The 25,518-nt window shown below is 31.4% G+C and carries 30 protein-coding genes; 19 read left to right on the top strand and 11 right to left on the bottom strand.

The genetic code is table 11. From position 1 onward, the window contains the following. Nucleotides 1-58: 58 nt before the first annotated feature. Nucleotides 59-874 (bottom strand): orotidine-5'-phosphate decarboxylase, encoded by an 816-nt coding sequence (gene pyrF / locus ACKTSU_RS10910; protein ID WP_408036413.1) that lies wholly within the window; start codon nucleotides 872-874, stop codon nucleotides 59-61. Between the two features lie 63 nt (nucleotides 875-937). On the opposite strand from pyrF, the gene ACKTSU_RS10905 reads away from it, so the two are divergent. The 8 genes from ACKTSU_RS10905 to ACKTSU_RS10870 all read left to right on the top strand — a co-directional run bounded on the left by ACKTSU_RS10905 (nucleotide 938) and on the right by ACKTSU_RS10870 (nucleotide 5,889). After that, a complete protein-coding gene (locus ACKTSU_RS10905; protein ID WP_408036412.1) occupies nucleotides 938-2,014 on the top strand; it encodes an ABC transporter permease in 1,077 nt (358 codons plus the stop codon). 1 nt (nucleotide 2,015) lies between these two features. Continuing rightward, complete coding sequence (locus ACKTSU_RS10900) at nucleotides 2,016-2,489, top strand: TlpA family protein disulfide reductase (RefSeq protein ID WP_408036411.1); 474 nt, start codon at nucleotides 2,016-2,018, stop codon at nucleotides 2,487-2,489. A 60-nt stretch (nucleotides 2,490-2,549) separates the two neighbouring features. Further along, complete coding sequence (tpiA, locus tag ACKTSU_RS10895) at nucleotides 2,550-3,308, top strand: triose-phosphate isomerase (RefSeq protein ID WP_408036410.1); 759 nt, start codon at nucleotides 2,550-2,552, stop codon at nucleotides 3,306-3,308. Then, a complete protein-coding gene (prmA, locus tag ACKTSU_RS10890) occupies nucleotides 3,308-4,141 on the top strand; it encodes a 50S ribosomal protein L11 methyltransferase (RefSeq protein WP_408036409.1) in 834 nt (277 codons plus the stop codon). The genes tpiA and prmA overlap by 1 nt, the downstream gene beginning before the upstream one ends. Before the next feature lie 5 nt (nucleotides 4,142-4,146). Beyond that, nucleotides 4,147-4,422 (top strand): ATP-dependent Clp protease adaptor ClpS, encoded by a 276-nt coding sequence (locus tag ACKTSU_RS10885; RefSeq protein ID WP_120186442.1) that lies wholly within the window; start codon nucleotides 4,147-4,149, stop codon nucleotides 4,420-4,422. A 2-nt stretch (nucleotides 4,423-4,424) separates the two neighbouring features. Continuing rightward, nucleotides 4,425-4,709: a hypothetical protein gene (locus ACKTSU_RS10880; RefSeq protein WP_274633933.1), complete on the top strand. Its 285-nt coding sequence runs from the start codon at nucleotides 4,425-4,427 to the stop codon at nucleotides 4,707-4,709. A 415-nt stretch (nucleotides 4,710-5,124) separates the two neighbouring features. Next, complete coding sequence (locus tag ACKTSU_RS10875; protein ID WP_408036408.1) at nucleotides 5,125-5,460, top strand: hypothetical protein; 336 nt, start codon at nucleotides 5,125-5,127, stop codon at nucleotides 5,458-5,460. Between the two features lie 3 nt (nucleotides 5,461-5,463). Then, complete coding sequence (locus tag ACKTSU_RS10870; protein ID WP_408036407.1) at nucleotides 5,464-5,889, top strand: TerB family tellurite resistance protein; 426 nt, start codon at nucleotides 5,464-5,466, stop codon at nucleotides 5,887-5,889. A gap of 40 nt (nucleotides 5,890-5,929) precedes the next feature. Here the strand turns inward: ACKTSU_RS10870 and ACKTSU_RS10865 are convergent, their stop codons facing one another. The 8 genes from ACKTSU_RS10865 to ACKTSU_RS10830 all read right to left on the bottom strand — a co-directional run bounded on the left by ACKTSU_RS10865 (nucleotide 5,930) and on the right by ACKTSU_RS10830 (nucleotide 12,025). Further along, nucleotides 5,930-6,190: a hypothetical protein gene (locus ACKTSU_RS10865; protein WP_028890625.1), complete on the bottom strand. Its 261-nt coding sequence runs from the start codon at nucleotides 6,188-6,190 to the stop codon at nucleotides 5,930-5,932. Between the two features lie 12 nt (nucleotides 6,191-6,202). Continuing rightward, nucleotides 6,203-6,616 (bottom strand): VOC family protein, encoded by a 414-nt coding sequence (locus tag ACKTSU_RS10860; RefSeq protein WP_408036406.1) that lies wholly within the window; start codon nucleotides 6,614-6,616, stop codon nucleotides 6,203-6,205. Between the two features lie 10 nt (nucleotides 6,617-6,626). Next, entirely contained in the window at nucleotides 6,627-6,917 is a 291-nt protein-coding gene (locus ACKTSU_RS10855; protein ID WP_274633929.1) for a hypothetical protein, read from the bottom strand. 3 nt (nucleotides 6,918-6,920) lie between these two features. Beyond that, on the bottom strand, nucleotides 6,921-7,889 hold the full coding sequence (locus ACKTSU_RS10850; protein ID WP_274633928.1) for a deoxyhypusine synthase family protein: 969 nt from the start codon (nucleotides 7,887-7,889) through the stop codon (nucleotides 6,921-6,923). 74 nt (nucleotides 7,890-7,963) lie between these two features. Continuing rightward, nucleotides 7,964-8,824 carry an RMD1 family protein gene (locus tag ACKTSU_RS10845; RefSeq protein ID WP_408036405.1) on the bottom strand — a complete coding sequence of 287 codons (861 nt, stop codon included), beginning with the start codon at nucleotides 8,822-8,824 and terminating at the stop codon, nucleotides 7,964-7,966. Then, complete coding sequence (gene speB, locus ACKTSU_RS10840) at nucleotides 8,745-9,683, bottom strand: agmatinase (RefSeq protein WP_408036404.1); 939 nt, start codon at nucleotides 9,681-9,683, stop codon at nucleotides 8,745-8,747. Before speB ends, ACKTSU_RS10845 begins: the two co-directional genes overlap by 80 nt. A 16-nt stretch (nucleotides 9,684-9,699) precedes the next feature. After that, nucleotides 9,700-11,091, bottom strand: a complete 1,392-nt coding sequence (locus tag ACKTSU_RS10835; protein ID WP_408036402.1) for an arginine decarboxylase — start codon at nucleotides 11,089-11,091, stop codon at nucleotides 9,700-9,702. Nucleotides 11,092-11,497: 406 nt separating this feature from the next. Further along, nucleotides 11,498-12,025, bottom strand: a complete 528-nt coding sequence (locus tag ACKTSU_RS10830) for a mechanosensitive ion channel domain-containing protein (RefSeq protein WP_408036400.1) — start codon at nucleotides 12,023-12,025, stop codon at nucleotides 11,498-11,500. Nucleotides 12,026-12,122: 97 nt separating this feature from the next. Here ACKTSU_RS10830 and ACKTSU_RS10825 point away from each other — a divergent pair, with 97 nt between their 5' ends. The 9 genes from ACKTSU_RS10825 (at nucleotide 12,123) to ACKTSU_RS10785 (ending at nucleotide 22,849) form a co-directional block, all read left to right on the top strand. Next, a complete protein-coding gene (locus ACKTSU_RS10825) occupies nucleotides 12,123-12,956 on the top strand; it encodes a universal stress protein (RefSeq protein WP_408036398.1) in 834 nt (277 codons plus the stop codon). A gap of 2 nt (nucleotides 12,957-12,958) precedes the next feature. Further along, nucleotides 12,959-13,333 (top strand): hypothetical protein, encoded by a 375-nt coding sequence (locus ACKTSU_RS10820; protein ID WP_408036396.1) that lies wholly within the window; start codon nucleotides 12,959-12,961, stop codon nucleotides 13,331-13,333. Between the two features lie 9 nt (nucleotides 13,334-13,342). Continuing rightward, nucleotides 13,343-14,407 carry a magnesium/cobalt transporter CorA gene (gene corA / locus ACKTSU_RS10815; protein WP_408036395.1) on the top strand — a complete coding sequence of 355 codons (1,065 nt, stop codon included), beginning with the start codon at nucleotides 13,343-13,345 and terminating at the stop codon, nucleotides 14,405-14,407. Nucleotides 14,408-14,457: 50 nt separating this feature from the next. Further along, the gene (locus ACKTSU_RS10810; RefSeq protein ID WP_303507996.1) at nucleotides 14,458-14,877 is read left to right on the top strand and encodes an HYC_CC_PP family protein; all 420 of its coding nucleotides are present in this window, start codon (nucleotides 14,458-14,460) and stop codon (nucleotides 14,875-14,877) included. A 105-nt stretch (nucleotides 14,878-14,982) separates the two neighbouring features. Further along, complete coding sequence (locus ACKTSU_RS10805) at nucleotides 14,983-18,744, top strand: efflux RND transporter permease subunit (RefSeq protein WP_408036394.1); 3,762 nt, start codon at nucleotides 14,983-14,985, stop codon at nucleotides 18,742-18,744. After that, entirely contained in the window at nucleotides 18,734-19,966 is a 1,233-nt protein-coding gene (locus ACKTSU_RS10800; protein WP_408036393.1) for a TolC family protein, read from the top strand. The genes ACKTSU_RS10805 and ACKTSU_RS10800 overlap by 11 nt, the downstream gene beginning before the upstream one ends. Before the next feature lie 4 nt (nucleotides 19,967-19,970). Beyond that, nucleotides 19,971-21,674, top strand: coding sequence for an efflux RND transporter periplasmic adaptor subunit (locus tag ACKTSU_RS10795; RefSeq protein WP_408036392.1), 1,704 nt, complete (start codon nucleotides 19,971-19,973; stop codon nucleotides 21,672-21,674). Nucleotides 21,675-21,687: 13 nt separating this feature from the next. Next, entirely contained in the window at nucleotides 21,688-22,134 is a 447-nt protein-coding gene (locus ACKTSU_RS10790) for a heavy-metal-associated domain-containing protein (protein ID WP_408036390.1), read from the top strand. Between the two features lie 136 nt (nucleotides 22,135-22,270). Further along, nucleotides 22,271-22,849 carry a YdeI/OmpD-associated family protein gene (locus ACKTSU_RS10785; RefSeq protein WP_408036914.1) on the top strand — a complete coding sequence of 193 codons (579 nt, stop codon included), beginning with the start codon at nucleotides 22,271-22,273 and terminating at the stop codon, nucleotides 22,847-22,849. 71 nt (nucleotides 22,850-22,920) lie between these two features. On the opposite strand, the gene ACKTSU_RS10780 is transcribed toward ACKTSU_RS10785, so the two are convergent. Both ACKTSU_RS10780 and ACKTSU_RS10775 read right to left on the bottom strand, forming a co-directional pair. Beyond that, entirely contained in the window at nucleotides 22,921-23,373 is a 453-nt protein-coding gene (locus ACKTSU_RS10780; protein ID WP_408036389.1) for a carboxymuconolactone decarboxylase family protein, read from the bottom strand. A 108-nt stretch (nucleotides 23,374-23,481) separates the two neighbouring features. Beyond that, nucleotides 23,482-24,462: a GlxA family transcriptional regulator gene (locus tag ACKTSU_RS10775; protein ID WP_408036388.1), complete on the bottom strand. Its 981-nt coding sequence runs from the start codon at nucleotides 24,460-24,462 to the stop codon at nucleotides 23,482-23,484. Between the two features lie 135 nt (nucleotides 24,463-24,597). Between ACKTSU_RS10775 and ACKTSU_RS10770 the strand changes: the two genes are divergently transcribed. Together ACKTSU_RS10770 and ACKTSU_RS10765 are read left to right on the top strand one after the other, a co-directional pair. Then, nucleotides 24,598-25,101, top strand: coding sequence for a DinB family protein (locus tag ACKTSU_RS10770; protein ID WP_408036387.1), 504 nt, complete (start codon nucleotides 24,598-24,600; stop codon nucleotides 25,099-25,101). A 4-nt stretch (nucleotides 25,102-25,105) separates the two neighbouring features. Next, nucleotides 25,106-25,516: a VOC family protein gene (locus ACKTSU_RS10765; protein ID WP_408036386.1), complete on the top strand. Its 411-nt coding sequence runs from the start codon at nucleotides 25,106-25,108 to the stop codon at nucleotides 25,514-25,516. Nucleotides 25,517-25,518: the final 2 nt, after the last annotated feature.

Raw genomic sequence — 25,518 nt, 5'->3', positions numbered from 1 at the left:
ATAAGTAATTATTTGATTGAATAACAAAGCCAAGGAGTCATTAACCTTGGCTTTGTTTTTATTTTAGAATATTTTCCATTTGCTGTTGTAGTTCTGTTGCTTTTGTAGCAGCAACTTCAGCAAAATCATTTCCGTTAGAAGCATAAATAATTCCACGAGAAGAATTAATTAATAAGCCTACAGTGTCGTCAGTCATTCCGTATTTACAAACCTCTTCTAAGCTTCCACCTTGGGCACCTACCCCAGGAACTAATAAAAAGCTATCAGGAATAATTTTTCTAATATCCGCTAAATATTCAGCTTTAGTAGCACCAACTACATACATTAAGTTCTGTGAATTTTTCCAAGATTTAGAAGTTTCAATAACCTGTTTGTATAACTCTTTTCCATCAACTGTTTTTGTCTGAAAATCAAAAGCACCTTGGTTAGAAGTTAATGCTAACATAATGGTGTGTTTATCTTCAAAAGCTAAAAAAGGTTCAACAGAATCTTTTCCCATATATGGAGCAACCGTTACTGAGTCAAAAGCTAAGTCTTCAAAAAAAGCTTTGGCATACATAGTTGAAGTATTGCCAATATCACCACGTTTAGCATCAGCAATGGTGAAGATTTCAGGATGTTTTTCGTTGATGTAGTTAATGGTTTTCTCAAGAGATTTCCAGCCTTTAATTCCGTAAGCTTCATAAAAAGCAGTATTAGGTTTGTAAGCTACACAAAGATGGTGAGTAGCATCAATAATAGCTTTATTAAAAGCAAAAATTGGATCCTCTTCTTGAAGTAAATGAGCTGGAATTTTGTCTAAATCAACATCCAGTCCAATACATAAAAACGATTTCTTTTTTTTAATTTCAGATACAAGTTGTTGTGTTGTCATGTGTTGTAGTAAAAGTTAGGCAAAAGTACATAAATTTAGCAGTTTCTGTTATCTTTGTTATATATGTTTCAATATATAGTTAACAAAATTTTTTACGGATTCTTAACACTGTTCGGGGTGGTTACGGTAATTTTTTTACTGTTTAACATCTTACCTGGCGATCCTGCTCGTATGATGTTGGATCAGCGAGAAGATACAGAACAACTACAAAATATTCGAAAAAAATACGGATTCAATAAACCTGTATTTACGCAGTATTTGTATTATTTGAATGATGTATCTCCGTTGTCGTTTCACAGTAAAAATGCTGATAATTATACTTTCTTATCAGAGGGTAAATACAATGCTACATCGTTGTTTTCTGTTGGAAATACAGAGGTGGTTATAAAAACACCCTATTTACGTCAATCATTTCAAAAAAATGGAAAAAATGTTTCCGAAGTGATTAAAGAAACTTTACCGAATACAGCAATTTTAGCGGTGGTAGCCATAACTATCGCACTGTTTTTAGGGATTGTTTTAGGAATCTTTTCCGCCTTATTTAAAGATACTTTTTTTGATAGACTCATAGCAATCATAAGTACTTTAGGAATGAGTGTTCCCTCATTTTTTTCGGCAATTTTATTTGCTTGGTTGTTTGGTTTTGTATTACATAAATACACCCATTTAGAAATGACGGGAAGTTTGTATGAGGTAGATGATTTTGGTGAAGGAATGCATATTCAGTGGAAGAATTTAATATTGCCCGCAATAGTATTAGGTATTCGTCCGTTAGCAGTAGTAATTCAGTTGATGCGAAATTCATTGTTAGAAACCTTAAGTCAAGATTACATACGAACCGCAAAAGCGAAAGGATTAACCATGTATCAAGTAATTAAAAAGCATGCGTTGAAAAATTCGTTAAATCCGGTAATTACAGCGATTTCAGGTTGGTTTGCTTCTATGTTGGCAGGTGCGGTTTTTGTAGAGTATATTTTTAACTGGAACGGATTAGGAAAAGAAATAGTAAACTCGCTAAACACGCTAGACTTACCTGTAATTATGGGAGCTGTTTTAGTAGTAGCTACGTTATTTATTATCATAAATATTTTAGTAGATATTTTATATAGCTGGTTAGATCCAAGAATAAGATTGCAATAAAATGAGAATATTTTATTTATTAATTAGTATAACTTTTTTATCAAGTTGTGCTGTTTTTCAGCCAAAAGATTTTACCACCGAAGCCTTAAAAGAAGAATTATTGACCTTAGAACGAGAGTCAATTTCATTTCAAGAAATTTTAGATCAAAATCAAGGAAAGAAACTCTTTATACAAATCTTTGCTACTTATTGTCCTTACAGTCAACGTAGCTTTAAAGATGTACTTTTATTTCAGAAGCAAAATCCAGAATTTGAGTATGTTTTTTTATCCGTAGACCATTCATACCATGATTGGAAGAGAGGTTTAGAAAATATTCCTGTTAAAGGGCAGCATTACTATATTCAAGAGAAAGGAAAAGGAGAGCTTGGGAAATTTTTAAAATTAAAAACAATTCCAAGATTTTTAGTAATTGATGAAGATAGAAATATTAAGGTATTTAAGTCATCGAAGGTGTCGGATAAATTAATTCGTTAAAGCCTAGAAATAATGTAATTTTGCAAACAGAAAATCAATAACCAGAAAAAAAGAATAAACGTGAGACAAAAAATAGTTGCAGGTAACTGGAAGATGAATAAAAACCTTGATGAAGCTAAAGTGTTAATCAAGGAGCTTAAGAAAGAATTAAAAGATGGTTTGAGAGAAGACAAGAGAGTGGTTATAGCTCCTAGTTTTGTAAACCTGCACTATGCAGCTAAAAAGACAAAAAAATCGTCTATCGAAGTTGCTGCTCAAAATATGCATCAAGCAAAAAGCGGTGCTTTTACAGGTGAGGTATCTGCAGATATGTTAACAAATATTGGTGTAAATATTGTAATTCTTGGACATTCTGAACGCAGAGAATATTTTGGTGAAACCGACGAGTTATTGGCAGAAAAAGTAGATGCAGCTTTAGCAAACGGATTAGAAGTAATTTTTTGTTTCGGTGAATTGTTAGAAGATAGAAAATCAGGAAATCATTTTACAGTGGTTGAAAGCCAAGTAAAAAAGGCTTTGTTTCACTTAAAAGAAGAAGCTTTTAAGAATATTATTTTAGCGTACGAACCTGTTTGGGCTATTGGTACAGGAGAAACTGCTACCCCAGAGCAAGCGCAGGAAATACATGCTTTTGTAAGAGAGCTTTTTGTAAAAGAATACGGAAATAAAACAGCTGATGCTATTTCAATTTTATATGGTGGTAGTGTAAAACCATCAAATGCAGAAGAGATTTTCTCAAAACCAGATGTAGATGGCGGTCTAATTGGTGGAGCTGCTTTGAAAGCTGAAGATTTTGTTTTAATAATTAAATCAATTTAATGGATAATATTTATATAGAATATACTTTTGAAGTAACGCCAAAAGAACCAGCTACCGAAATTTTAATAGCTGAATTAGGAGAACTTGGATTTGAGAGTTTTGTTGAAAACGACAATGGTGTTATAGCGTATATTCAAAAAGAAGAATGGAATTCAGAGGTTTTAGATAACGTATTTGTTTTAAATTCTGAAGAGTTTTCAATTCAATATGATTTCAAAGAAATAGAACAAACCAATTGGAATGAAGAATGGGAAAAGAATTTCAATCCTATTCAGGTAGATGATTTGGTAAGTATTAGAGCGCCATTTCATGAAAACCCGAATTTGCCATACGATATTGTTATTGAGCCAAAAATGAGTTTTGGCACAGGGCATCATGAAACTACACACATGATGGTACAACATTTGATTAATTTAGATGTTGAAGGTAAAAAAGTGTTAGACATGGGCTGTGGAACAGGAATTTTAGCAATTTTTGCTGAAATGAAAGGAGCACAACCTATTGATGCTATTGATATAGATCCTTGGTGCTACGAAAATTCGTTAGAGAATGTAGAAAGAAATAATTGTAAACATATCTCAGTTTATGAAGGAGAAGCATCGTTGTTAGAAGGTAGAAATTACGATGTAATTATTGCAAATATTAATCGTAATATTTTATTAAATGACATGAAAACGTATACTGATTGTTTAAATGAAGAAGGAGTTTTATTATTAAGCGGATTTTATAGTGAAGATATTCCAGTGATTGATAATGAGGTTTCTAAGTGTGGTTTAACATTAAAAAATACCATAAAAAGAAATAATTGGGTAGCTTTGCAGTATCAAAAATAAAACCAATGAGTACGATAGAAAAAATTCAAGAAGAGCTTGATGTCTTATTGCAAGGAACAACAGAGCATGAAATTGTTTTGTACAATGATGATGTAAATACTTTTGATTTTGTAATTGATAGTTTGGTTACCGTATGTGATCATACATTAGAACAAGCAGAGCAGTGTACTATTTTAGTGCATTACAAAGGTAAATGTGCTGTTAAAACAGGTGAATATAAAGATTTAGAACCAAGATGTTCTAAACTATTAGAATTAGGCTTATCAGCAGAGATTGTGTAAGAATGGAGAATGTTTTTAGGTATTACGAATTTTCAGATTTTTTTATAGATAATTCTGGAACATTTCAAGAAAATGATATTTGTTTTTCAGAATTAAATGAGCAGCATTTTTTAATTTTTGAAAAACAAACTAAAGATACTGAGTTAACTTATAATTTATACGTGTCTAAATTCAACTCAAAAAAAGAAATAGGGCAAAAGCCACCAGAAATACTTGAGTTGTTGGTTGATAATTACGATAAATCTATTCCTGAACATAGAATAGTGTTAAGAAAATATTTGTATTAAATGTATAGTATAAAAACTCAAAAAAACTTTTTTTGAGTTTTTTTATGCGCTTTATGTGACGAGATAAGAAAAAGAGTGTCATATATAATGTAAGCACAAGAATAGAAAAAGTAAAAGACTTTAAAAATAGTAGTAGTTAGTTTTTATACTAAGTTTGGTTAGACGAAAAAGGCCTTGAACACTAGTTCTAGGTCTTTTTTAATTAAACGTTATTTTTTCTAAAAAGTTAAGAGAGGTCTACTAAATCAATGAAAAATAACGTATCTTTAGTAAGCTAAAATAGAAGCCTATGTAACATCATTTTCTTTATATCCACGAGCATAACCATAGAGGTTTTATGCTAAAAGCAACTTGGGCTTGTTGTGGTTAATAACCAAGTTAATTTAAAAAGTATTAATTATAATTTATAAAGAAAATGAAACAAGCAATATTAAAAGCAGTTTTTATATTATTCATAGGTGTAAACTTAGCATTAACAATAAACAAAGAGCACTTAACAGAACCAAAAAAGGTAGTGGCAACTTTTAACGGGTACGATGAAAATGGGTATACCTTTTCTTTTTTGAATGAAGATGATTATGAAGAAGCAATTACTTTTGAAAAAGTCTCAGAAAAGATATTAAGTGTTTATAATTTAAATGATAACAAATTTATAGATCAGGAGTTTGAGATCACCTACGATTATCAAATTACAGATAGTGACGATGAAACTGAAGTTCCTGTATTACAAACAATAAAACTAATAGAATAATTTATGGGTATAGTAGATTTATACGAGTCAAGCAAACACAGGAACAATGTAGCGCATTTTAGTGCTATAGTTAATATTGCTATGATTGATGGTGATTTAAATGAAAGTGAGGAAGCTTTAATAAACCGTTTTGCAAGGAAATTAGATATTACAGAAGCAGAATATGAGGATATAGTAGAAAACTCAAAAAAATATCCAGTAGTACCGCAAACAAAAACGGATGATAGACTTGAGCGATTACTAGATTTGTTTAAAATAATTTATTCAGATCACGAAATAGATGAGGCTGAGTTAAAATTAGTGTTAAAGTATGCTATTCAGTTAGGTTTTTCACAAGAAACTGCTGAAGAAATCATTATGAAAACGACTAAGATATTTAGTGGTAAAATAGATCTTGATCAGTATAAATCGATACTAAAAATTTTATAAGAAACTAAAAATCCCATTCTGAAAAGAATGGGATTTGTTTTTAAAGTAATTGTAGATCGTGTAATTTAAAAATAACTAAATCTTCATCATCTACATCATCGAAAATTTCTTTATAAGTTATTTCAAACTTTTTGTTTTTAAAGGCTGATGATTTTAAATCAAAATGCTCAAGATTCTTTTTATTAATTTGTTCAAAATCGATAATATCACCATTTTCCAATTCAAAAACGTAATAGCCATTTGTATATCCTTGATACACGCCGACTAAGGTAACTGTTTGTTGTGAGTTGTAATATGCCATTACTATTAGCGTTTACATCATAAACATTTCGTCGTCTTCTATAAAGGTTTTAAGTTCTAAAGTATATCCGTTTGGGTCTTTTATAAAGAAGGATACATGTTCTCCGTGTTTATCTTTTAAAAATGTTTTTTTTACGCTGTGATCTGATAACCAATAATTAACTCTGTCGTACATTTCTTCCCATACATCACTACTTACAATTACACCAAAATGAAAAGTAGGTAACGCATGGTTTTCAAACTGGTAGTTAGGATAATCAAATTTAAATTGATCAACTAATACAAAAGTTAGTTGATTATTAAAAAGATTAATATCTACCCATTCATTTGTTGCTCTCCCAACACTAAAACCTAATTCGTCAGTGTAAAATTTTATCGTTTCCTCAATACTTAAACAAGGAAGTGACATGTGAAATGTTGGGTTCATAACTGGTTAATTAATCATTGTCGAAATTATCAGATACTTCAATTTCATCAAACTCATCATCTCTATCATCGTCATCATCATCATCCGAATCATAATCTTCCATAGTTTGCTGTAATTGAGAACTAATTTTCACCAAAAATAAGGTGTCATCAGTACGTACTTCTACAGCTTTTACAGTTTCTCCTTTGCTATTTTTAAAGGAAATAATGTCTGAATGATCATATCCATCAGGATACTTTTCTACCAATAAATCCAAGATATCGGTAGTTAACTTTGAATAGTCTACAATAACTCGCTTCATGCTTTACATATTTAAAAGGTACGCAAAAATTAACGGAGCAACAATCGTTGCATCACTTTCTATAATATATTTTGGAGTGTCAATGTCTAGTTTACCCCAAGTAATTTTCTCGTTAGGAACAGCACCAGAGTATGAACCATAACTGGTTGTTGAGTCAGAAATTTGACAGAAATAGCTCCAGAAAGGAGTGTCTTCTCTTTCTAAATCTTGGTATAACATTGGTACTACACAAATAGGGAAATCACCTGCAATTCCACCACCAATTTGGAAGAATCCGATTCCTTTTTCTGAGTTGTCAGTGTACCAATCAGCTAAGAAAGTCATGTATTCAATTCCAGACTTCATAGTTGATGCTTTTAATTCTCCTTTTACCACATACGAAGCAAAAATGTTACCCATTGTACTATCTTCCCATCCTGGAACTACGATTGGTAAGTTTTTCTCTGCAGCAGCGTACATCCAAGAGTCTTTTAAATCGATTTCGTAATACTCTTCTAAAACTCCAGATAATAATAATTTGTACATGTATTCGTGTGGAAAATAACGCTCACCAGCTTCTTCTGCATCTTTCCAAATTTTGAAAATATGCTTTTGTAAGCGACGGAAAGCTTCTTCTTCAGGAATACAAGTGTCGGTAACACGGTTTAATCCTTTTAATAATAAATCCCATTCGTCTTGCGGAGTTAAATCACGATAGTTAGGTACTCTTTTGTAGTGAGAGTGAGCTACTAAATTCATGATATCTTCTTCAAGGTTTGCACCTGTACAAGAAATGATATCAACTTTACCTTGACGAATCATTTCTGCAAAAATCTTTCCTAATTCTGCAGTACTCATAGCTCCTGCTAGAGATACTAACATTTTAGATCCTTGCTCTAATTGTGCTTCGTACCCTTTAGCGGCATCTACTAATGCAGCAGCGTTAAAGTGTAAGAAGTATTTTTCTATAAAATTGGTTATAGGTTTGTCCATTTTATTATTTTTTGTGAGTTTATGAAATTGCTTCTGCTATGTTAGAAGGGATGATTTCATAAACTCTTGTGTTTTTAAATTAGTTTTTCAATAATTACTTGCACCACTTCAAAAAGGATTAAAATAATGATAATCCATTCTAGCATACTGCTATATCTGTGTTGTAGTATATCGTTGAATAAATCTAAATTTTCTTTAATTACGTTTAAACTATTTTCTATTCCTTGATGACGTTTTATAATATCTAATTCGTCTTTTAATTTGTAATCTAAATCAGACAAATCTTTATTATTCCACGCTACATCTGGTGAGTCAAAAACAAACAGGTTCTCGGCAATGTTATTTTTTAAATTTAAGGTTTTACCAATAAATTTTCTCATTTGAACTTTAGAAAGTTTAAAATTTCCTGTTCTTTCTAATTGCTTCGAGTACACTAATGTTTTATCGTGTAAATCAGATGTTTTGTTTACATAGTTCATCAATGCTACCGATTGTGCTAAATTGAGCATGATGGTATGTGCAACATCATCGTTTAATTCTTTAATTTGGATACTTCCAAAATCAACTTCAATCGTATCAGAAAAAGAAATGCTATATTTTTCTGATGGTAATTGACTGAGCGTTGCTGTTTCTTTTCCTGCTAAAAAATTAACAACTTCATTTATTATAACGTCTTCACAATTAATGAAAACAACACTTCCGTAGTCTTTTACATAAATATACGAGTTGTTTTCAGTCTTATATAGCAAAAAGGAATGCTCTCTTTTTACTAAGTTGAACGATTTAAATTGTTTACGGACTGTACTGAGTAAAATCCGCTTTTCTAAATGATACGCAATTGTTTCTAAGCGCATTTTAATAATCGTCGTCGTTACTTTTAAACTTTGATAATTTATTAAATGGTGAGCTATCATCATCGCTATAATCTTCTTCATCTTCCATGTTAGAAGTGAATTTATAACTCAACATTTTATAATATAATTTTGCTGCTAAAAAGTCTGAAGACTTTTCGTTTTCGTTAGGGCATAATTCTACGATATCAAAACCTACTACGTTTCTTTCAGTAAATACTTTCTTTAAGAACTCTAGTGTTTCGTAATAGAATAATCCTCCTGGTTCTGGTGTTCCTGTACTTGGTAATAAAGAAGGATCAATCGCATCTAAATCGAACGTAATAAAAACATTTCCTGTTAATTGATCAATCACATCATCCATCCAATATTCGTTTACAGCCATGTCATGAGCAAAGAATACTTTTTCCATATTCATTGATGACTTTTCTGTAATATCCATACTACGAATTCCTACTTGTACTAAGTTGGTAGTTTGACTTGCTTCATAAACAGCACAAGCGTGGTTACACTTTGTTCCTTCGTATTCTTTACGTAAATCGGCATGTGCATCAATGTGTAGTACAGTTAAGTTGTTAAAACACTCGTTAAACGCACGAATTGTTCCGATAGAAATTGAATGCTCACCACCAAAAAGAGTAACAAACTTATTTTTGTTGATATACTTTTTAGTTGTTTCGTGTACTGCATCAACCATAGCTTCTGGAGAAGCGTTTTCAGTAACAGCAGGAGCTAAATAAACACCTTCTTTGTAAACTTCGCTATCGGTTTCAATATCATACAATTCCATGTTTTCAGATGCATTTAAAAATGCTTCTGGCCCTTTGTCTGCTCCTTTTTGCCAAGTGCTAGTTCCATCATATGGAACAGGGATTAATACTACTTTTGCAGTTTCTAACTTTGCGTATTGATCAGGAATACCTGCGTAATTTCTTTTTTCCATTTTTATTAATATTAAACTAGTACCCTAGGATTGATAATAGTTCTTCGCTTTTTTGTTGTTCTTTAAATAGTTTAGTGGTGAAATCACCGTTTTCGTTTTTATCAATTAACACGTGTTTTGGTGTTGGAATTAAACAGTGTTGTAATCCGCCAAAACCACCGATGGTTTCTTGATAAGCACCTGTGTTAAAAAATCCTACATATAGTGGAGATTCTTTTTCGTACACAGGTAAATATATTGCATTTACGTGTTGCTCTGAGTTGTAATAATCATCGCTATCACAAGTTAATCCACCTAATAATACACGTTCGTATCTGTGGTTCCATTTGTTAACGGGAAGCATGATAAAACGCTTGTTAATAGCCCAGGAGTCTGGTAAAGTGGTAATGAAAGATGAGTTAATCATATTCCATTTTTCACGATCGTTTTGTCTTTTTTGATATAAAACTTCGTAAATAGCACCTCCAGCTTCTCCTACAGTAAAGCTTCCAAATTCTGTAAAAATGTTTGGAACGTCTACATCAGCTTGTTTACATGCTTCATTAATTTGGTTGATGATTTCATCTACCATATACTCATAATCAAAGTCAAAAGCTAATGAGTTTTTAATAGGAAAACCTCCGCCGATATTTAAACTATCTAAGGTTGGACAAACTTTTTTTAGTTTGATATATACACTTAAACATTTCATTAATTCGTTCCAATAGTAAGCATTGTCTCTAATTCCTGTATTGATAAAGAAGTGCAACATCTTTAATTCAACTTGAGGATTGTTAGCGATTTCACGCTCGTAAAAAGATACGATGTTTTTGTATCCAATTCCTAAACGGCTAGTGTAAAATTCAAACTTAGGCTCTTCTTCCGAAGCTATGCGAATACCTACCTTAAATTTACTTTTAGTTTCTTCTAAAATTAAATTTAGCTCTTCATAGTTATCTATGATCGGAATACAGTTTGTGTGTCCTCCATCAATTAGACTAACGATATTAGCAATGTATTGATCGCGTTTAAAACCATTACACAATACAAAAGCATCATCACTTAATTTTCCTTCTTTTTTTAATGACTTTACAATGTCAATATCAAAAGCAGATGATGTTTCGATGTGAATATCGTTTTTTAAAGCTTCATCTAACACATATTTAAAGTGAGAACTTTTAGTACAATAGCTGTAATTGTAGTTTCCTTTGTAATTATGCTTTTCAATAGCATTATGAAACCAGTTCTTAGCTTTATTTATGTTTTCAGATATTTTTGGTAAATACGTGAACTTCAAAGGCGCACCGTATTGCTTCACTAATTGCATTAAATCAATGTCGTGAAAAAATAAATTGTTGTTTTCTGTGTGAAATTCCTCTTGAGGAAAATCAAACGTTTGTTCTATTAAGTCTTTATATTTAGTATTCATTATTATTTTTAGTTGTATCTGTTTTTTGAGTACAGAAAGATAATTCAAAAAGCAGTTAAGGCACGCGCCAAAACTTTTTTAAATATATTGTATAACAAGTATCATTGTTGTTTTATAACAAGATTGTTAGACTAAAATAATATGAATAGTTAGACTCTTAAAGCTAAGCAATCACCGCACTGTTTATAAAAATTCAGTGGTAGAGAGTATTGAGGAATGGAAGAATCCTTAATTTTTTCGTTGTGTTTCCAAAACACTAAATAACTCTTAATCTTCCCGTAAAAGTTATTACCGAAATAAGTAAAACGTAACATTCGACTTATATAATAAGATGTCGTAAATGTAAACTATTTTTTAATACAATAAACTTTTTTTTATTTTTTTTAAAAAATTAATTTACAGTGAATTAGCTGTTGTTTTGTTTCTTAATTAGCTCTATTCCTTTGTATAAAATAATTGTATTAGGTACAGTTATTTCTCTTTTTTCTTCTGGCATATATAAAAGAACGTAAAAGCCTGTAATATTTTTTACCACACCTTGTAAATCGAAGTCTTTATCAATAATTTTTATGGTGTCGCCAATACGCATTGGGTGGTAAAAAAATAAGATAATACTAGCTGTTAGGTTTGATAAAATAGACCACTGAGCAAAGAAACCAACTCCAAGTACAGCAAGTATTGAAGAAGCAAAAACAATTACTTCTTTAAAATTAATACCAAAAATAATTAATGAAATAAAGAGAGCTAATGTGTAATATAAAAAATAGCTTAGGTTTAATATGAGTTTTCTCCTATGAGGTTCAATAGCGTTTTTTACGATATATGATCTAGTAAGTTTTTTAGTAATATGAATCAAAAAAAATAGCGTTGCTACTAAAAGCAAGAACTGTATAAAAGGATTGTAGAAAGACAATTCTAAAAAGCGATTTTTCATGATTAAGTTTTTTAAATACAAATATACTTCTGGTTTAGTAAATATAATATCGAAATAAAAAATTATATTTGATAGGTAATCATAATTCTATTCCGTTATGAAAAACATTTTGATTCCGTATAACTTTTCCGAAGCCGCTATTAATGCATTAAATTATACAAAGCAATTATTTAAAGGAGTTGAAGCAACTGTTTATTTGTTAGATGTTTATGTAAGTCAACCTTCTGAGCTATTAAGTGATGAAAAAAACGACAAATGGTTTAACGAAATGGATAATGAAATAGAAGATGAATTAAAGTATTTACTAGAGGTTCTAAATAGAGAAGAAAGTTCATTCACTTACCAAAGCTTAGTTACATCAAATTCATTAACTAAAGCAGTAACTAAAACAATAGAAGAAAAGAATATTGATGTAGTTGTAACAGGAACGAAAGGAGCAAAAAGTTTAGAAGAAACCTTCATAGGAACTAATACCATGAAAATGATTAATGCTATTGATAATTGCCCATTAATCGTAGTTCCAATGAACTATAAATACAAATCAATAGATCAAATAGTTTTTTCAACAAATTATAAAAGATTGTATGCAAAAAAAGAATTACAGTTTTTAATTAACTTAAGTCTTTTGAAAAAGAGTGGATTAGAAGTTGTAAATTTATCTGAGGAAACTTTTTTAACAGAAAATCAGCAAAGAAATAAAGTAAAACTACGAGAGTTATTGCAAGATTTAAACGTTACTTATAAAAAGATAGATTGGGAAGGTTCAGAAACTCAAACTATAGAAAAACATATAGATGAAACCCAAAGCGAATTGTTAGTGTTGTTAAATCATAAATACAATTTTTTTAATCGTTTATTAGAAGAAAACGTAATTAAAAAATCGGCATTTCACAGTAAAATACCGATACTAATATTACCAGAAATAGTTTAATTATGAATTTTACAGAAGAATTTCACGAAGGTTTAGCCAATTTGTTTTATGCTGTTTCAATGACAGATAAAAACATGACCGTAGAAGAAAAAAAGAGTATTGTTAAACGAGTTGAAAAGAACTGGTCTAATTCCGATAACTCTGGTAGCGAACAGGTTTATGAAACTTTAAGAAGCCTTGTAAAAGATAAGTTAAGTTCAGAGGAAGCCTATGAGAATTTCAAAAACTACTATTTAACACATCAAGAAGAGTTTCCTAAAGATGTAATTCACAATTTATTGGTGGCTGCACACGAAATTTCTAACTCTACAGCAGGTAAAAATAAATCAGAACTTATTATTCTTGCTAAATTATATAAGCTATTTAAGCTTGCTTAAAAAAGGAGGATGACGCGATTTATAACCAAACAAAAACACACAAAGCACGTAATTCCTGGGAACCCAATTTTTGTTGGAAATCAAAAGGAAGAAAATACACGAATACGATTAATAGGTTATGATACAAATACAATAGCCGAAGTAGAATTACAAACTGTAAGTGAACTTTCAGATTATTTAAATAAGTATGAAAAAATATGGATTAATATTGATGGGCTGCATGATGTTAAATTGCTTGGAGAAGTAGGAAAACTTTTTACTATTCATACACTTGTTCTTGAAGATATTGCAAATACAGGACAAAGACCAAAGGTAGATATTGGAGAAGATTACATTTTTACGAGCATTAAAATGATGTTTTTAGATGAAAAAATCCATCGACTAGAAGCAGAGCAAATTTCCATGTACTTAACAAAAAATATATTGATTACATTTCAGGAAAAGCAAGGAGATATTTTTGAACCAATAAGAGAAAGATTACGCAATAAAAAAGGAAGAGTTCGTAATTATAATATTACTTATTTAAAATATTGTTTATTGGATTTGATAGTAGACAATTACAATTTTTTAATGGAAACTTTTGGTGAAAAAGTAGAGGATTTAGAAGATAAAATTTTACTAGAGCCTAATAAAGATATTCTAGCAGAGATTAATAAAAACAAAATAGAACTTAATTATTTTAGAAAAGCAATACGACCAGCTCGTGAAGCAATAAGTAATTTTAAAGATTTTAAAACGGATCTAATCTCAAAAAAAGAACAGCCTTTTTTTAATGATTTACAAGATTTAATTCAACGAAGTTATGATTTGGTTGAAAATTACAAAAACATGCTAAGCGAACAACTTACTGTATACTCAACAAACGTAAACAATCGTTTGAATGATATTATGAAAATACTGACGATATTTTCGGTAGTATTCATTCCTATTACTTTTATAGCGGGTATTTATGGTACAAACTTTGAATATATTCCTGAACTAACTTATCGTAGTGGATACTTTGTAATGTGGGGTGTTATTCTGTTTACAGTAGTAGTAATGTTAGGGTATTTTAAATATAAAAAATGGTTTTAAGGATTGTTTAAGTTTTTGAAAATTAATTTTTTGTACTTTTGTGGAGTAAAATGAAAAAAGCATTTCATAAAATAGCATCTATTTTAATGACTTTTGTAGTATTATTATCTACGATGTCATTTACAGTTAACAGTCACTTTTGTGGTGATATGTTAGTGGGTACAAGCTATTTTGTAAAGGCTGAATCTTGCGGAATGGATATGAAGCAAGAATCAAGATCTGAAGAATGCTCAGTAATAAAGAAAAATTGTTGTCAAGATGTAGCTTCTGTAGTTGAAGGACAAGATACTTTAAAACATACATCTTTTGATCAATTATCTTTTGACCAACAAGTTTTTATAGCTTCATTTTATTATAGTTATATTAATTTGTTTGAAGGAATTCACGATAAAGTAATTCCTTTTAAAGATTATACACCTCCACTGGTCATCAAGGATATTCAGGTACTTGATGAAGTATATTTAATATGATTTTTAAATAATAACTATTCGTCCTTTTGAGAATTTCAATAGGATGATTTGTCTTATTCGATGTTTTTTTAACATCAATGTTTAATTGTTTAAAATCATTTTTTTATGCTAAATAAAAGCATCAAATTTTTAATAGAAAACAAACTGGTAGCAGTTATATTACTCGTTTTATTTGTAGGATGGGGAACTGTAAATGCACCATTTAATTTAGATACAGGTTTTTTGCCAAATGACCCTGTCGCGGTTGATGCAATACCAGATATTGGAGAAAATCAGCAAATTGTTTTCACAAAGCGGGATGGACAATCACCACAAGATATAGAAGACCAAATAACCTATCCATTAACAACATCTTTATTAGGAATCTCAGGAGTAAAAACCATACGTAGTTCCTCTATGTTTGGACTTTCAAGCATCTATGTAATTTTTGATGAAGGAGTAGATTTTTATTGGAGTCGTTCTCGAATTCTTGAAAAACTAAACTCTCTACCAAGTAATTTATTACCAGAAGGCGTAAGTCCTTCATTAGGACCAGATGCAACAGGTTTAGGTCAAATTTTTTGGTATACGCTTGAAGGACGTGATGAAGATGGAAATGTTACTGGCGGTTGGGATTTGAATGAGTTACGTAGTGTACAAGATTATTATGTAAAATATGCTCTTTCATCTGCAAATGGTGTTTCTGAAGTAAGTTCTATTGGAGGTTATGTACAGGAATATCAAATTGACGTAAATCCAGAGTTGATGCGTCAGTACAACATCAGTTTACAGCAAGTTGTAGCTGCCGTTAAACAGAGTAATCAAGATATTGGAGCACAAACGATAGAAATAAATCAAGCAGAATATTTAGTTCGTGGTTTAGGTTACATAAAATCAATTGCTGATATTGAAAATGCAGTTGTAAAAGCAGAGGATTATACATCTATTAGGGTAAAAGATGTTGCTAATGTAAAACTAGGAGCTGCGCCTCGTAGAGGAATTTTAGATAAAGAAGGGGCAGAAGTAGTTGGAGGGGTTGTTGTGTCTCGTTACGGAGCGAATCCTTTAGAAGTAATTACTAATGTTAAAGCTAAAATTAAAGAGTTAAGTGCAGGTTTACCAAGTAAAGAGTTAAAAGATGGTAGAACTTCTCAATTAACTATTGTTCCGTTTTATGATCGTACAGAGTTGATTCATGAAACGTTAGATACGTTGAATGAGGCACTTACGTTGGAGATATTAATTACAATTCTGGTAATTGTGATAATGGTATTCAATTTACGAGCTTCTGTATTAATATCTGGATTATTGCCAGTGGCAGTATTAATGGTTTTTATTGCAATGAAAGCTTTCGGAGTAGATGCAAATATTGTAGCCTTATCAGGTATTGCTATTGCTATTGGTACCATGGTAGATGTTGGAGTCATACTCTCCGAAAATATTATCAGTCACTTAGAGAGAGATGAGAATAAATTACCGATAAATACATTAGTTTACAATGCAACAGCTGAAGTTTCAGGAGCAATTGTAACTGCGGTAATGACAACTATCATCAGTTTTTTACCAGTATTTACGATGATTGGTGCAGAAGGTAAATTATTCCGTCCATTGGCGTTTACAAAAACCTTTGCATTAATTGCTGCTATTATAGTCGCATTGTTTTTAATACCTCCATTTGCAGCTGTCCTATTCAGAAAAAAAGACCTAACAAAAAACTTTAAGTATGTTTTGAATGGTCTTTTATTAGTGTTAGGTATCACTGCTGTTTTTTACGGTTATTGGTTAGGTATTGCATTAGTGGCTTATGGAGCTGTAGGACTTTGGAGTAATTACTCAGGCAAAGCAATAACTCATTTTTCGTTTTCCAACTATAATTTTACACTTTCAGTAAATACGATTAATATTATCATATCAGCATTAGTAATTGTTGGTTTATTGGCAGAATATTGGAGACCTTTAGGAGTAGACAAAAGTATCGTTACTAACCTTTTATTTGTAGCGCTTATTTGTTTCGGTTTACTAGGTTTTTTTAGTTTACTTCAGAAATATTACAACCAGATATTACAATGGGCGTTGAATAACAAGTTGTTGTTTTCAATGATTCCATTAACGGTATTAACCTGTGGATTTCTTATTTTTAAGAATACAGGAAAAGAATTTATGCCTTCGTTAAATGAAGGGTCATTTTTATTGATGCCGACCTCTATGCCACATTCAGGGGTAGAAGAAAACAAGCGAGTATTGCAACAACTAGACATGGCAGTTGCTAATATTCCAGAAATAGGAACGGTTGTGGGTAAAGCAGGAAGAACAGATTCAGCATTAGATCCAGCTCCTTTATCAATGTATGAGAATGTGATTAACTACAAGCCAGAATATGCGTTAAATTCTGATGGAGAACGTCAACGTTATCGAATGAATGAAGAAGGGTTATTTATGTTGAAAAATGGCAAAGCGGTTGCAAATCCAAATATGACAGATAAGACTTCAGAAGTTACTTTCTATGAAGTTTCTTCAAATGAATTAATAGAAGATGAAGACGGAGAGTTTTATCGTAATTGGAGACCAAATATTAAGTCTCCTAATGATATTTGGAACGAAATAGTAAAAGTAACTAAGTTACCTGGAGTAACATCTGCACCTAAGTTACAACCTATCGAAACTCGATTGGTAATGTTACAAACAGGAATGCGTGCTCCTATGGGAATTAAAGTGAAAGGACAAGATTTAAAACAAATTGAAGCTTTTGGAGTAGAACTTGAAGGAGTTTTAAAAGAGATTGAGGGAGTTAAAAAAGAGGCAGTTTTTGCGGATAGAATTGTAGGTAAACCTTATTTGTTAATTGATATTGATAGAGAAAAATTAGCGCGCTACGGAATTACGATTCAAACCGTACAAGATGTGTTGAAAGTAGCTGTAGGAGGCATGCAGTTGTCACAAACAGTAGAAGGAAGAGAGCGTTATGGTATTCGTGTTCGTTATCCTAGAGAGCTACGTTCTAACCCGACCGATTTAGAAAATATTTATGTGCCAGTAGCTAAAGGCGCTCCAATTCCGTTAAGTGAATTGGCGACGATTCGTTATGAACAAGGACCACAAATGATTAAAAGTGAGGATACTTTTTTAATCGGGTATGTGTTGTTTGATAAGTTAGATGGTTTTGCTGAAGTAAACGTCGTGGAAGATGCTCAAAAAGCCATTCAGCAAAAAATAGATTTAGGAGAACTAGTTGTTCCGAAGGGAATATCCTATCAGTTTACAGGAACTTATGAAAATCAATTAAGAGCGGAAAAAACATTGTCAGTAGTAGTACCATTAGCATTGATGATCATCTTTTTAATACTGTATTTCCAGTTCCGTTCAGTAGCTACTTCATTAATGGTATTTACAGGAATTACAGTAGCTTTTGCAGGAGGATTTATCATGATGTGGTTATATGGACAAGACTGGTTCTTAAACTTCAGTGTTTTTGGAGAGAATTTACGAGAATTGTTTCAAATGCATCCAATTAATTTGAGTGTCGCTGTCTGGGTAGGGTTCATTGCATTGTTCGGAATCGCAACTGATGATGGTGTGGTAATGGCAACGTACTTAAAACAAACATTTGATAAAGATAAACCTCAAACAATTGAAGCTATTCGCGCATCTGCATTACACGGAGGAAACAAACGTATTAGAGCATGTTTAATGACAACAGCAACAACCATTTTAGCTTTGTTGCCAGTGTTAACTTCAACAGGAAGAGGTAGTGATATTATGATTCCGATGGCAATACCAGCTTTTGGAGGAATGATTATAGATGTAACTTCATATTTTATAGTGCCTGTACTATACAGCTGGCGTGAAGAATTTTTATTAAAACGTAAAATGAAAAGAGATGAGTTTTAAGATAAAAAATAAAATAGTCCTGTTTCTATTTTCTAGTTTATTTGTTTTTACGGTTCAAGGACAAGATTTACAAGAGTACATAAATATAGCTTTAGAAAATAGCCCAGAAGTACAGCAGTTTGATGCACAATACAGGCGTATTTCAGAAAAAAAGGAAGAAGTAAATACTTTGCCTAATACTGAGTTTGGAGCAGGATATTTTGTGAGTGAACCAGAAACGCGTACAGGTCCGCAGAAATTTAAACTCTCTGTAAAACAAATGATTCCTTTTTTTGGAACTATATCAGCAAGAGAAAATTATGTGTCATCATTAGCTGATGCTAGCTATCAAGACATGATGGTTGTAAAACGTAAGTTAATGACCTCGGTAGCGCAATTGTATTATAAACTCTATGAACTTAAAGCAAAGCAAAACGTATTGGATGAAAATATAGAATTGCTTAAAACGTATGAAAAGCTAGCGTTGACTTCTGTAGGAGTGGGTAAGGCATCAGCGGTAGATGTGTTAAGATTACAGATAAGACAGAATGAGTTGAATCAACAAAAAGAAGTGTTAGTAGAAACTTTTTCAGGGATAGAAAAAGCATTTAATAAATTATTAAATCAAGATATTATGACTTCTATTAGCGTTGTAGATAGCTTACCGATTCCGGCAGAGGCTGCTAAAATACAGCCGAGTAATTTACAGTTGCACCCTGAGTTGGTAAAGTTTGATAAAATGTATACTTCTGTAGAAAAATCAGAATTATTAAATCAAAAAGAAAAACAACCTATGATTGGTTTCGGTCTTGATTATGTAAATGTGGCTGAACGTACAGATATGGATATGGCTGAGAATGGGAAAGATATTGTGATGCCAATGATATCATTATCAATACCTATTTTCAATAAGAAGAATACATCTGTAACAAAACAAAATAAGTTACAGCAAGAAGAAATTCTTTTCCAAAAACAACAACGATACAATACGTTAGAAACTGTATTGTATAGAGCTGTATCAGATAGAAATGCAGCGATGATAAGTCATAAAACACAACTTAAAAATTTAGAGCAAGCAAAAAATGCTGAACAAATTTTAGTAAAAAGTTACGAGACAGGTACAATCGACTTTAATGATGTGTTAGATATTCAGGAGTTACAATTAAAGTTTCAAACAAACATGATTACATCAGAAGTAACTTATTATACTCAAAGTACCATTATTAATTATTTAATAAAATAAACAGATGAAAAAATATATAGTTTATATAGTAATTTTAATTGTAGGGGTAACCTTAGGATGGTTGCTCTTTGGAGGTTCTTCTGAAGGAGGAAATCATAATCATGCAAGTGAAACTGCTGAAGGAAATAAAATGTGGACGTGTTCTATGCATCCACAAATTATGCAACCTGAACCAGGAGATTGTCCTATTTGTGGAATGGATTTAATTCCTGCGGAAGCTGGAGCAGAAGGATTAGCGGCAAATCAGTTTAAGTTGACTAAAAATGCATTAGCCTTAGCAAATGTTCAAACTACTGTAATAGGTAATGCTATGAGTATTGATAATACAATTATATTATCAGGAAAAATAGCAGAAAACGAAAAGTCGAATGCAGTACAAGTGAGTTATTTTGCAGGAAGAATTGAGCGTTTGAATGTGAATTTTACTGGAGAGAAAATAAATAAAGGACAGTTACTTGCAACAATCTATTCTCCAGAATTAGTAAAAGCACAACAAGAGTTACTAACAGCAGCTTCTTTAAAAGAAAATCAACCAGAATTGTACAAAGCAGTTAGAAATAAGTTGAAATTATGGAAGCTGTCAGAAAATCAAATTAATCAGATAGAGAAAACAGGAGTTGTAAAGGAAAACTTTCCTGTGTATGCAACGGTAACAGGTACGGTATCTGAAAAGCTAGTTGAACAAGGTGATTATGTAAGTCAGGGGCAAGCATTGTTAAAGCTAGCTAATTTGAGTACCGTATGGGCGAATTTTGACGTCTATGAAAATCAAATTAGTAATTTTAAAGTAGGTCAAAATATATCGATTACAACGAATGCCTATCCAAATGAAGTTTTCAATGCTAAAGTTTCATTTATAGATCCTGTTATGAACCCAGAAACTAGAACTATAACTATGCGTGCTGTGTTAAATAACAATAAAGGAAAGTTTAAACCAGCAATGTTTGTTACGGGGAAGGTACAGGCTACAGAAAAACATTCTGAGCAGCAATTAAGTATTCCAGCTACATCAGTTTTATGGACAGGAAAACGTTCAGTTGTATATGTGAAGCCAGAAGCAGATAAGCCTGTTTTTGAAATGCGCGAAGTCATATTAGGTGGAAGAGTAGGAGAGAATTATCAAGTAGAAAAAGGATTGAATCCAGGAGAAGAAATTGTAACGAATGGTGTGTTTACAATAGATGCCTCTGCTCAATTACAAGGAAAGAAATCAATGATGAATCATACCAAAGAGATTATAGAATCTTTTAGTACTCCTAAAGCCTTTAAAGAGCAATTGCAAAAAGCGTATGAAGATTATATAAAATTAAAAGATGCTTTGGTGAAGACCGATGCGAATAAAGCAAAAGAAAGTGCTGCTGAGTTAAATAAAAGTATTGAGCTAATAGATATGAAGTTGCTAACCAACGAAGCAGCACATAAACAATGGATGCAATTGATTCCTGTATTAAAAGAAGGAAGTGCAGATATGGCTAAAACAATAGATGTAGATGTGCAGAGAAAGTTTTTTAAAACAGTGTCAGATCATTTTATTAAGGCAGTTCAGTCTTTCGGAATTAATGAGGTGACCTATAAGCAATATTGTCCTATGGCAGATAGTGATAAAGGAGCCTATTGGTTAAGTAAAGAAAAACAAGTATTAAATCCGTATTTTGGCGATATGATGCTGAAATGTGGTGAGGTAAAAGAAACAATAAATAATAATTAAATATCAATTCAAAATGAGAAAAGTAATCTTAGGAGTAGCCATGTTAGCTACAATTGGTTTAGTAAGTTGTAAAAACGAAGCTAAAAAAGAAACCGAAACAAAAGACGTTCAAACAGAGCAAACAACAGCTCAAGAAGTAGCGATGACTACAACAACTTTTGGAGTAAGAGGTAACTGCGGAATGTGCAAAAGCACTATCGAAAAAGCTGTAAATGGTGTAGATGGAGTAGCATCGGCAGAATGGGATAAGTTAAGAAAGCAAGTTAATGTATCGTTTGATGGTTCTAAAACAAATGTAGATGCTATTCACAATGCTATTGCAGCTTCAGGTTATGATACTGATAAAGTAGCAGGAAATGAAGAAGCTTACGGAAACTTACCAGGATGTTGTCAATATGATCACGGAATGGAAATGAGCTTAAAAGGTGAAGTAAAAGCAGACGAAACGTCTAATCACTAATTCTAAAAAAAAGTGTAACGAAATTTTAAAATCGTTACACTTTTTTTTGTTTAAATTATACTCTCAAAAAAAATAATAATTTAAGAAAAACTTTTGTTGAAGTAGTATATTAAAAGTGAACACAAATAAAGTTGCAATGGAAAAAGTTGATAAATACACAGAAAACATTAAAAAATGGAAAGAAGAAACAAAGCTGTTACGACAAATTTGTTTGGACTGTGGTCTTGAGGAAGATTTTAAATGGAAGCATCCTTGTTATACATTTCAAGGAAAAAACGTAGTGTTAATTCATGGTTTTAAAGATTATTGTGCATTACTTTTTCATAAAGGTGCATTATTAAAAGATACAGACGAGGTTTTAATTCAACAAACAGAAAATGTACAATCAGCTCGTCAAGTTAGGTTTGTAAAACCTGAAGAGGTTATAGATTTGATGCCAAAAATCAAAAGATATATTTTCGAAGCGATAGAAGTTGAAAAAGCAGGTTTAAAAGTGAAAACTAAGAAAACTTCAGAGTTTGAAATGGTAAGTGAGTTTAAAGAAATTCTAGAAGAAAACTCAGCTATAAAAACAGCTTTTGAAGCATTAACACCAGGAAGACAAAGAAGTTATTTACTGTATTTTTCTCAAGCTAAACAATCAAAAACACGTTTATCGAGAATAGAAAAATCGATACCCAAAATGATTGAAGGTAAAGGATATAATGAAAGATAATAAAGCCACCCAAATTTAGGTAGCTTTATAGAAACTTAGATGAAAACTAGATAAATTAATATTATTACATATTACGAAACCTTAGAGGTAGCTTGAAACATTTGTGTAGACACGGCAATACGATTCCAAATATTAATTTCTCCTATTTGTATAATAATTTGTGCTATTTCATTATCGCTAAAGTAACTTTTAAGCTTTTGGAAGGTTCCTTCTGTTAATCCGTTGTTACTTACTTGTGTTATTTCATCAGTAGCAGCTAATAAAGCTTTTTCTTCTTCAGAAAATAAAGGTGATTCTCTCCAAGCACTCAACGCAAAAATTCTGTTTTGCCCTTCTCCATTTTTTAAAGCCTCCATAGTATGCATTTCTATACAATAAGCACATGTGTTAATTTGTGAGGCTCTTATTTTTATAAGATTTTTACTCTTTTTTGAAAGAGTTGTTGTTTCAAGGTATTTGTAAATTTCTAAGATTGCATTATAAGCATTAGGCTCTAATTCTTGAATGTTTAGTCTTTGTTTCATAATTTTTAATTTTATAAACCAAAGGTATTATTCCCTGTAAAGTTAAAACTTAAGCCAGTTTAAGAAACGTTAAGTATTGTAAAAAACAGAAAAACAGAATCGTTGAAATTAGATATAAACCGCCTTACGATATTTGTTAGCGTATTCAGAAGGAGTCATATTGGTAACCTTTTTAAAAACTTCTCTAAAGCCTTTAGGGTCATTATAACCAACTTCATACATAATTTCATTAACAGTTTTATTTCCTCTCTCAAATTCTTTTTTAGCAGCTTCTATTTTAACGCGTTGTACATATTCTATAACGGTATTGGAAGTTGCTTTTTTAAAGCGTCTTTCAAAAGTTCTACGACTTACAGCTATTTTTTCAGAAAGCTCATCAACAGTTATTTTCTGCTGATAATTTTGTTCAATATATTCTTGAACTTTTAAAATGTCGACATCGTTATGAGATTTTTGTCCTTTAAAAATAATGAAAGGAGATTGGCTATTACGACTAATATCTATTTCAAAAATTTTAGAAGAAAGCACAGCCATTTCACGACCAGCAAACTTTTCTATCAAATAAAGGTTTAAATTTAAAGAAGAATAAGCGCCGCCACTTGTATATAAGCCATTTTCATCAGTAATAATTCTATCATCTACAAGATTAACATCAGGAAACATTTTTCTAAATTCATCAGTAGCCAGCCAATGAGTGGCACAGTCTTGACCGTTAAGCAAGCCTGTGCTAGCTAATATAAAGGCACCTATACAAAGACTTGCTACTTCGGCACCGTTAGCATGTAGCTTTTTTATCCAAGGAATAAAAGCTCTGTTTTTAGAAATTGATTGAGCATAATTTCCATGAACAGCAGGAATGATAATCAAATCTGTTTTTTGTACATCAGCAATTGTTGTGTTAGGAATAATACTAAATAGTCCGTTACTTAACCTTGCCTTTTTATGTGTGCCAACAAGATGTGTTGTAAACATTGGTTGTTTGCCAGCTTTTAATAAAGCGTCATTAGCCATGGTAAACATCTTATAAGTAGCTTCTAAATTACTCAAACTAGAATCACCTTCAGGTACAAGAATAGAAATATGTTTCATGAGTTGTTTTTCAAGAGATTAAACCATTTCAAATATAAGATAAGCAATTGTCGCAATCAACCCTTGGTATTGTCGGGAACGTACCTTTGAAGTATGAAAAAGACCTTTTATATTTGGTTATCAAATAATTAAGGTATGGAAGAAGAAGTTTTAAATGAATATTATATCACAACCAAGGAACTGTTGAGGTTGCTATCATTGTTAACAGAAGAAGAACTGAATAAAAAGACAAAAGAAGGCGGTTGGACAGCAGCGCAAATAGGAGAGCACCTTAATAAATCGTATGCATTATCTGAAGTTTTGAAAGGAAAAGTGAAAGAAACTAAGCGTAGTCCAAATGAAAAGTTACAAGAAGTACAGAAGCTTTTTTTAAACCTTGATGTAAAGATGAGTTCACCTAAAGAAATTATACCTACTGAAGAATTTATTGATAAAGAAAACTTATTGATCGAGTTAAAAAGTAAAATACAATGGGTGAACGATTTCTCAAGGAAAGCAGATCTGTCAAAACTCTGTTTAGACTTTAAAATTCCTGAATTAGGGGCGTTTACGCGACTTGAGTGGATAGGGTTTAATACAGTGCATACAAAGCGTCATATTTACCAAATAAAACAAATTATTAGAAGTCTAAAATTATAAAATAATGAAAATATGGGCTAACTTAGGAGTAGAAGATGTAGAACGTACACAAAAGTTCTATCAAGGATTAGGTTTTAAACTTAATGGAACTCCTACGAACGAAATAGTAAGTTTTTTATTTGGAGATGATGAGTTTGTAATCCACTTTTTTAAAAAGGAAAAGTTAAAAGAAAGTTTTGAAGGAGAGATAACAAGCCTTAATAACGGTAATGAAATAATGTTTACACTTTCGGCAAAAAGCAAAGAAGAAATTAATGTATTAATAAGTAAAATAATTAAAGCAGGAGGAGATATTCGTTTTGACCCTAGAAAAGATAAGAAAAAATTTTACGACGATAACGGTTATTATATTTGTGTGTTTGAAGATTTAGATGGGCACTTATTCAACCTATTTTGTAATTTGAATAAAAGGTAATA

It is taken from the genome of Tenacibaculum aestuarii (genome assembly GCF_964510395.1).
In the GTDB taxonomy this organism is placed as follows: domain Bacteria; phylum Bacteroidota; class Bacteroidia; order Flavobacteriales; family Flavobacteriaceae; genus Polaribacter; species Polaribacter aestuarii.
Note: the sequence above shows the minus strand (reverse complement) of the source record. Positions and strands in the feature narration are given on the sequence as shown.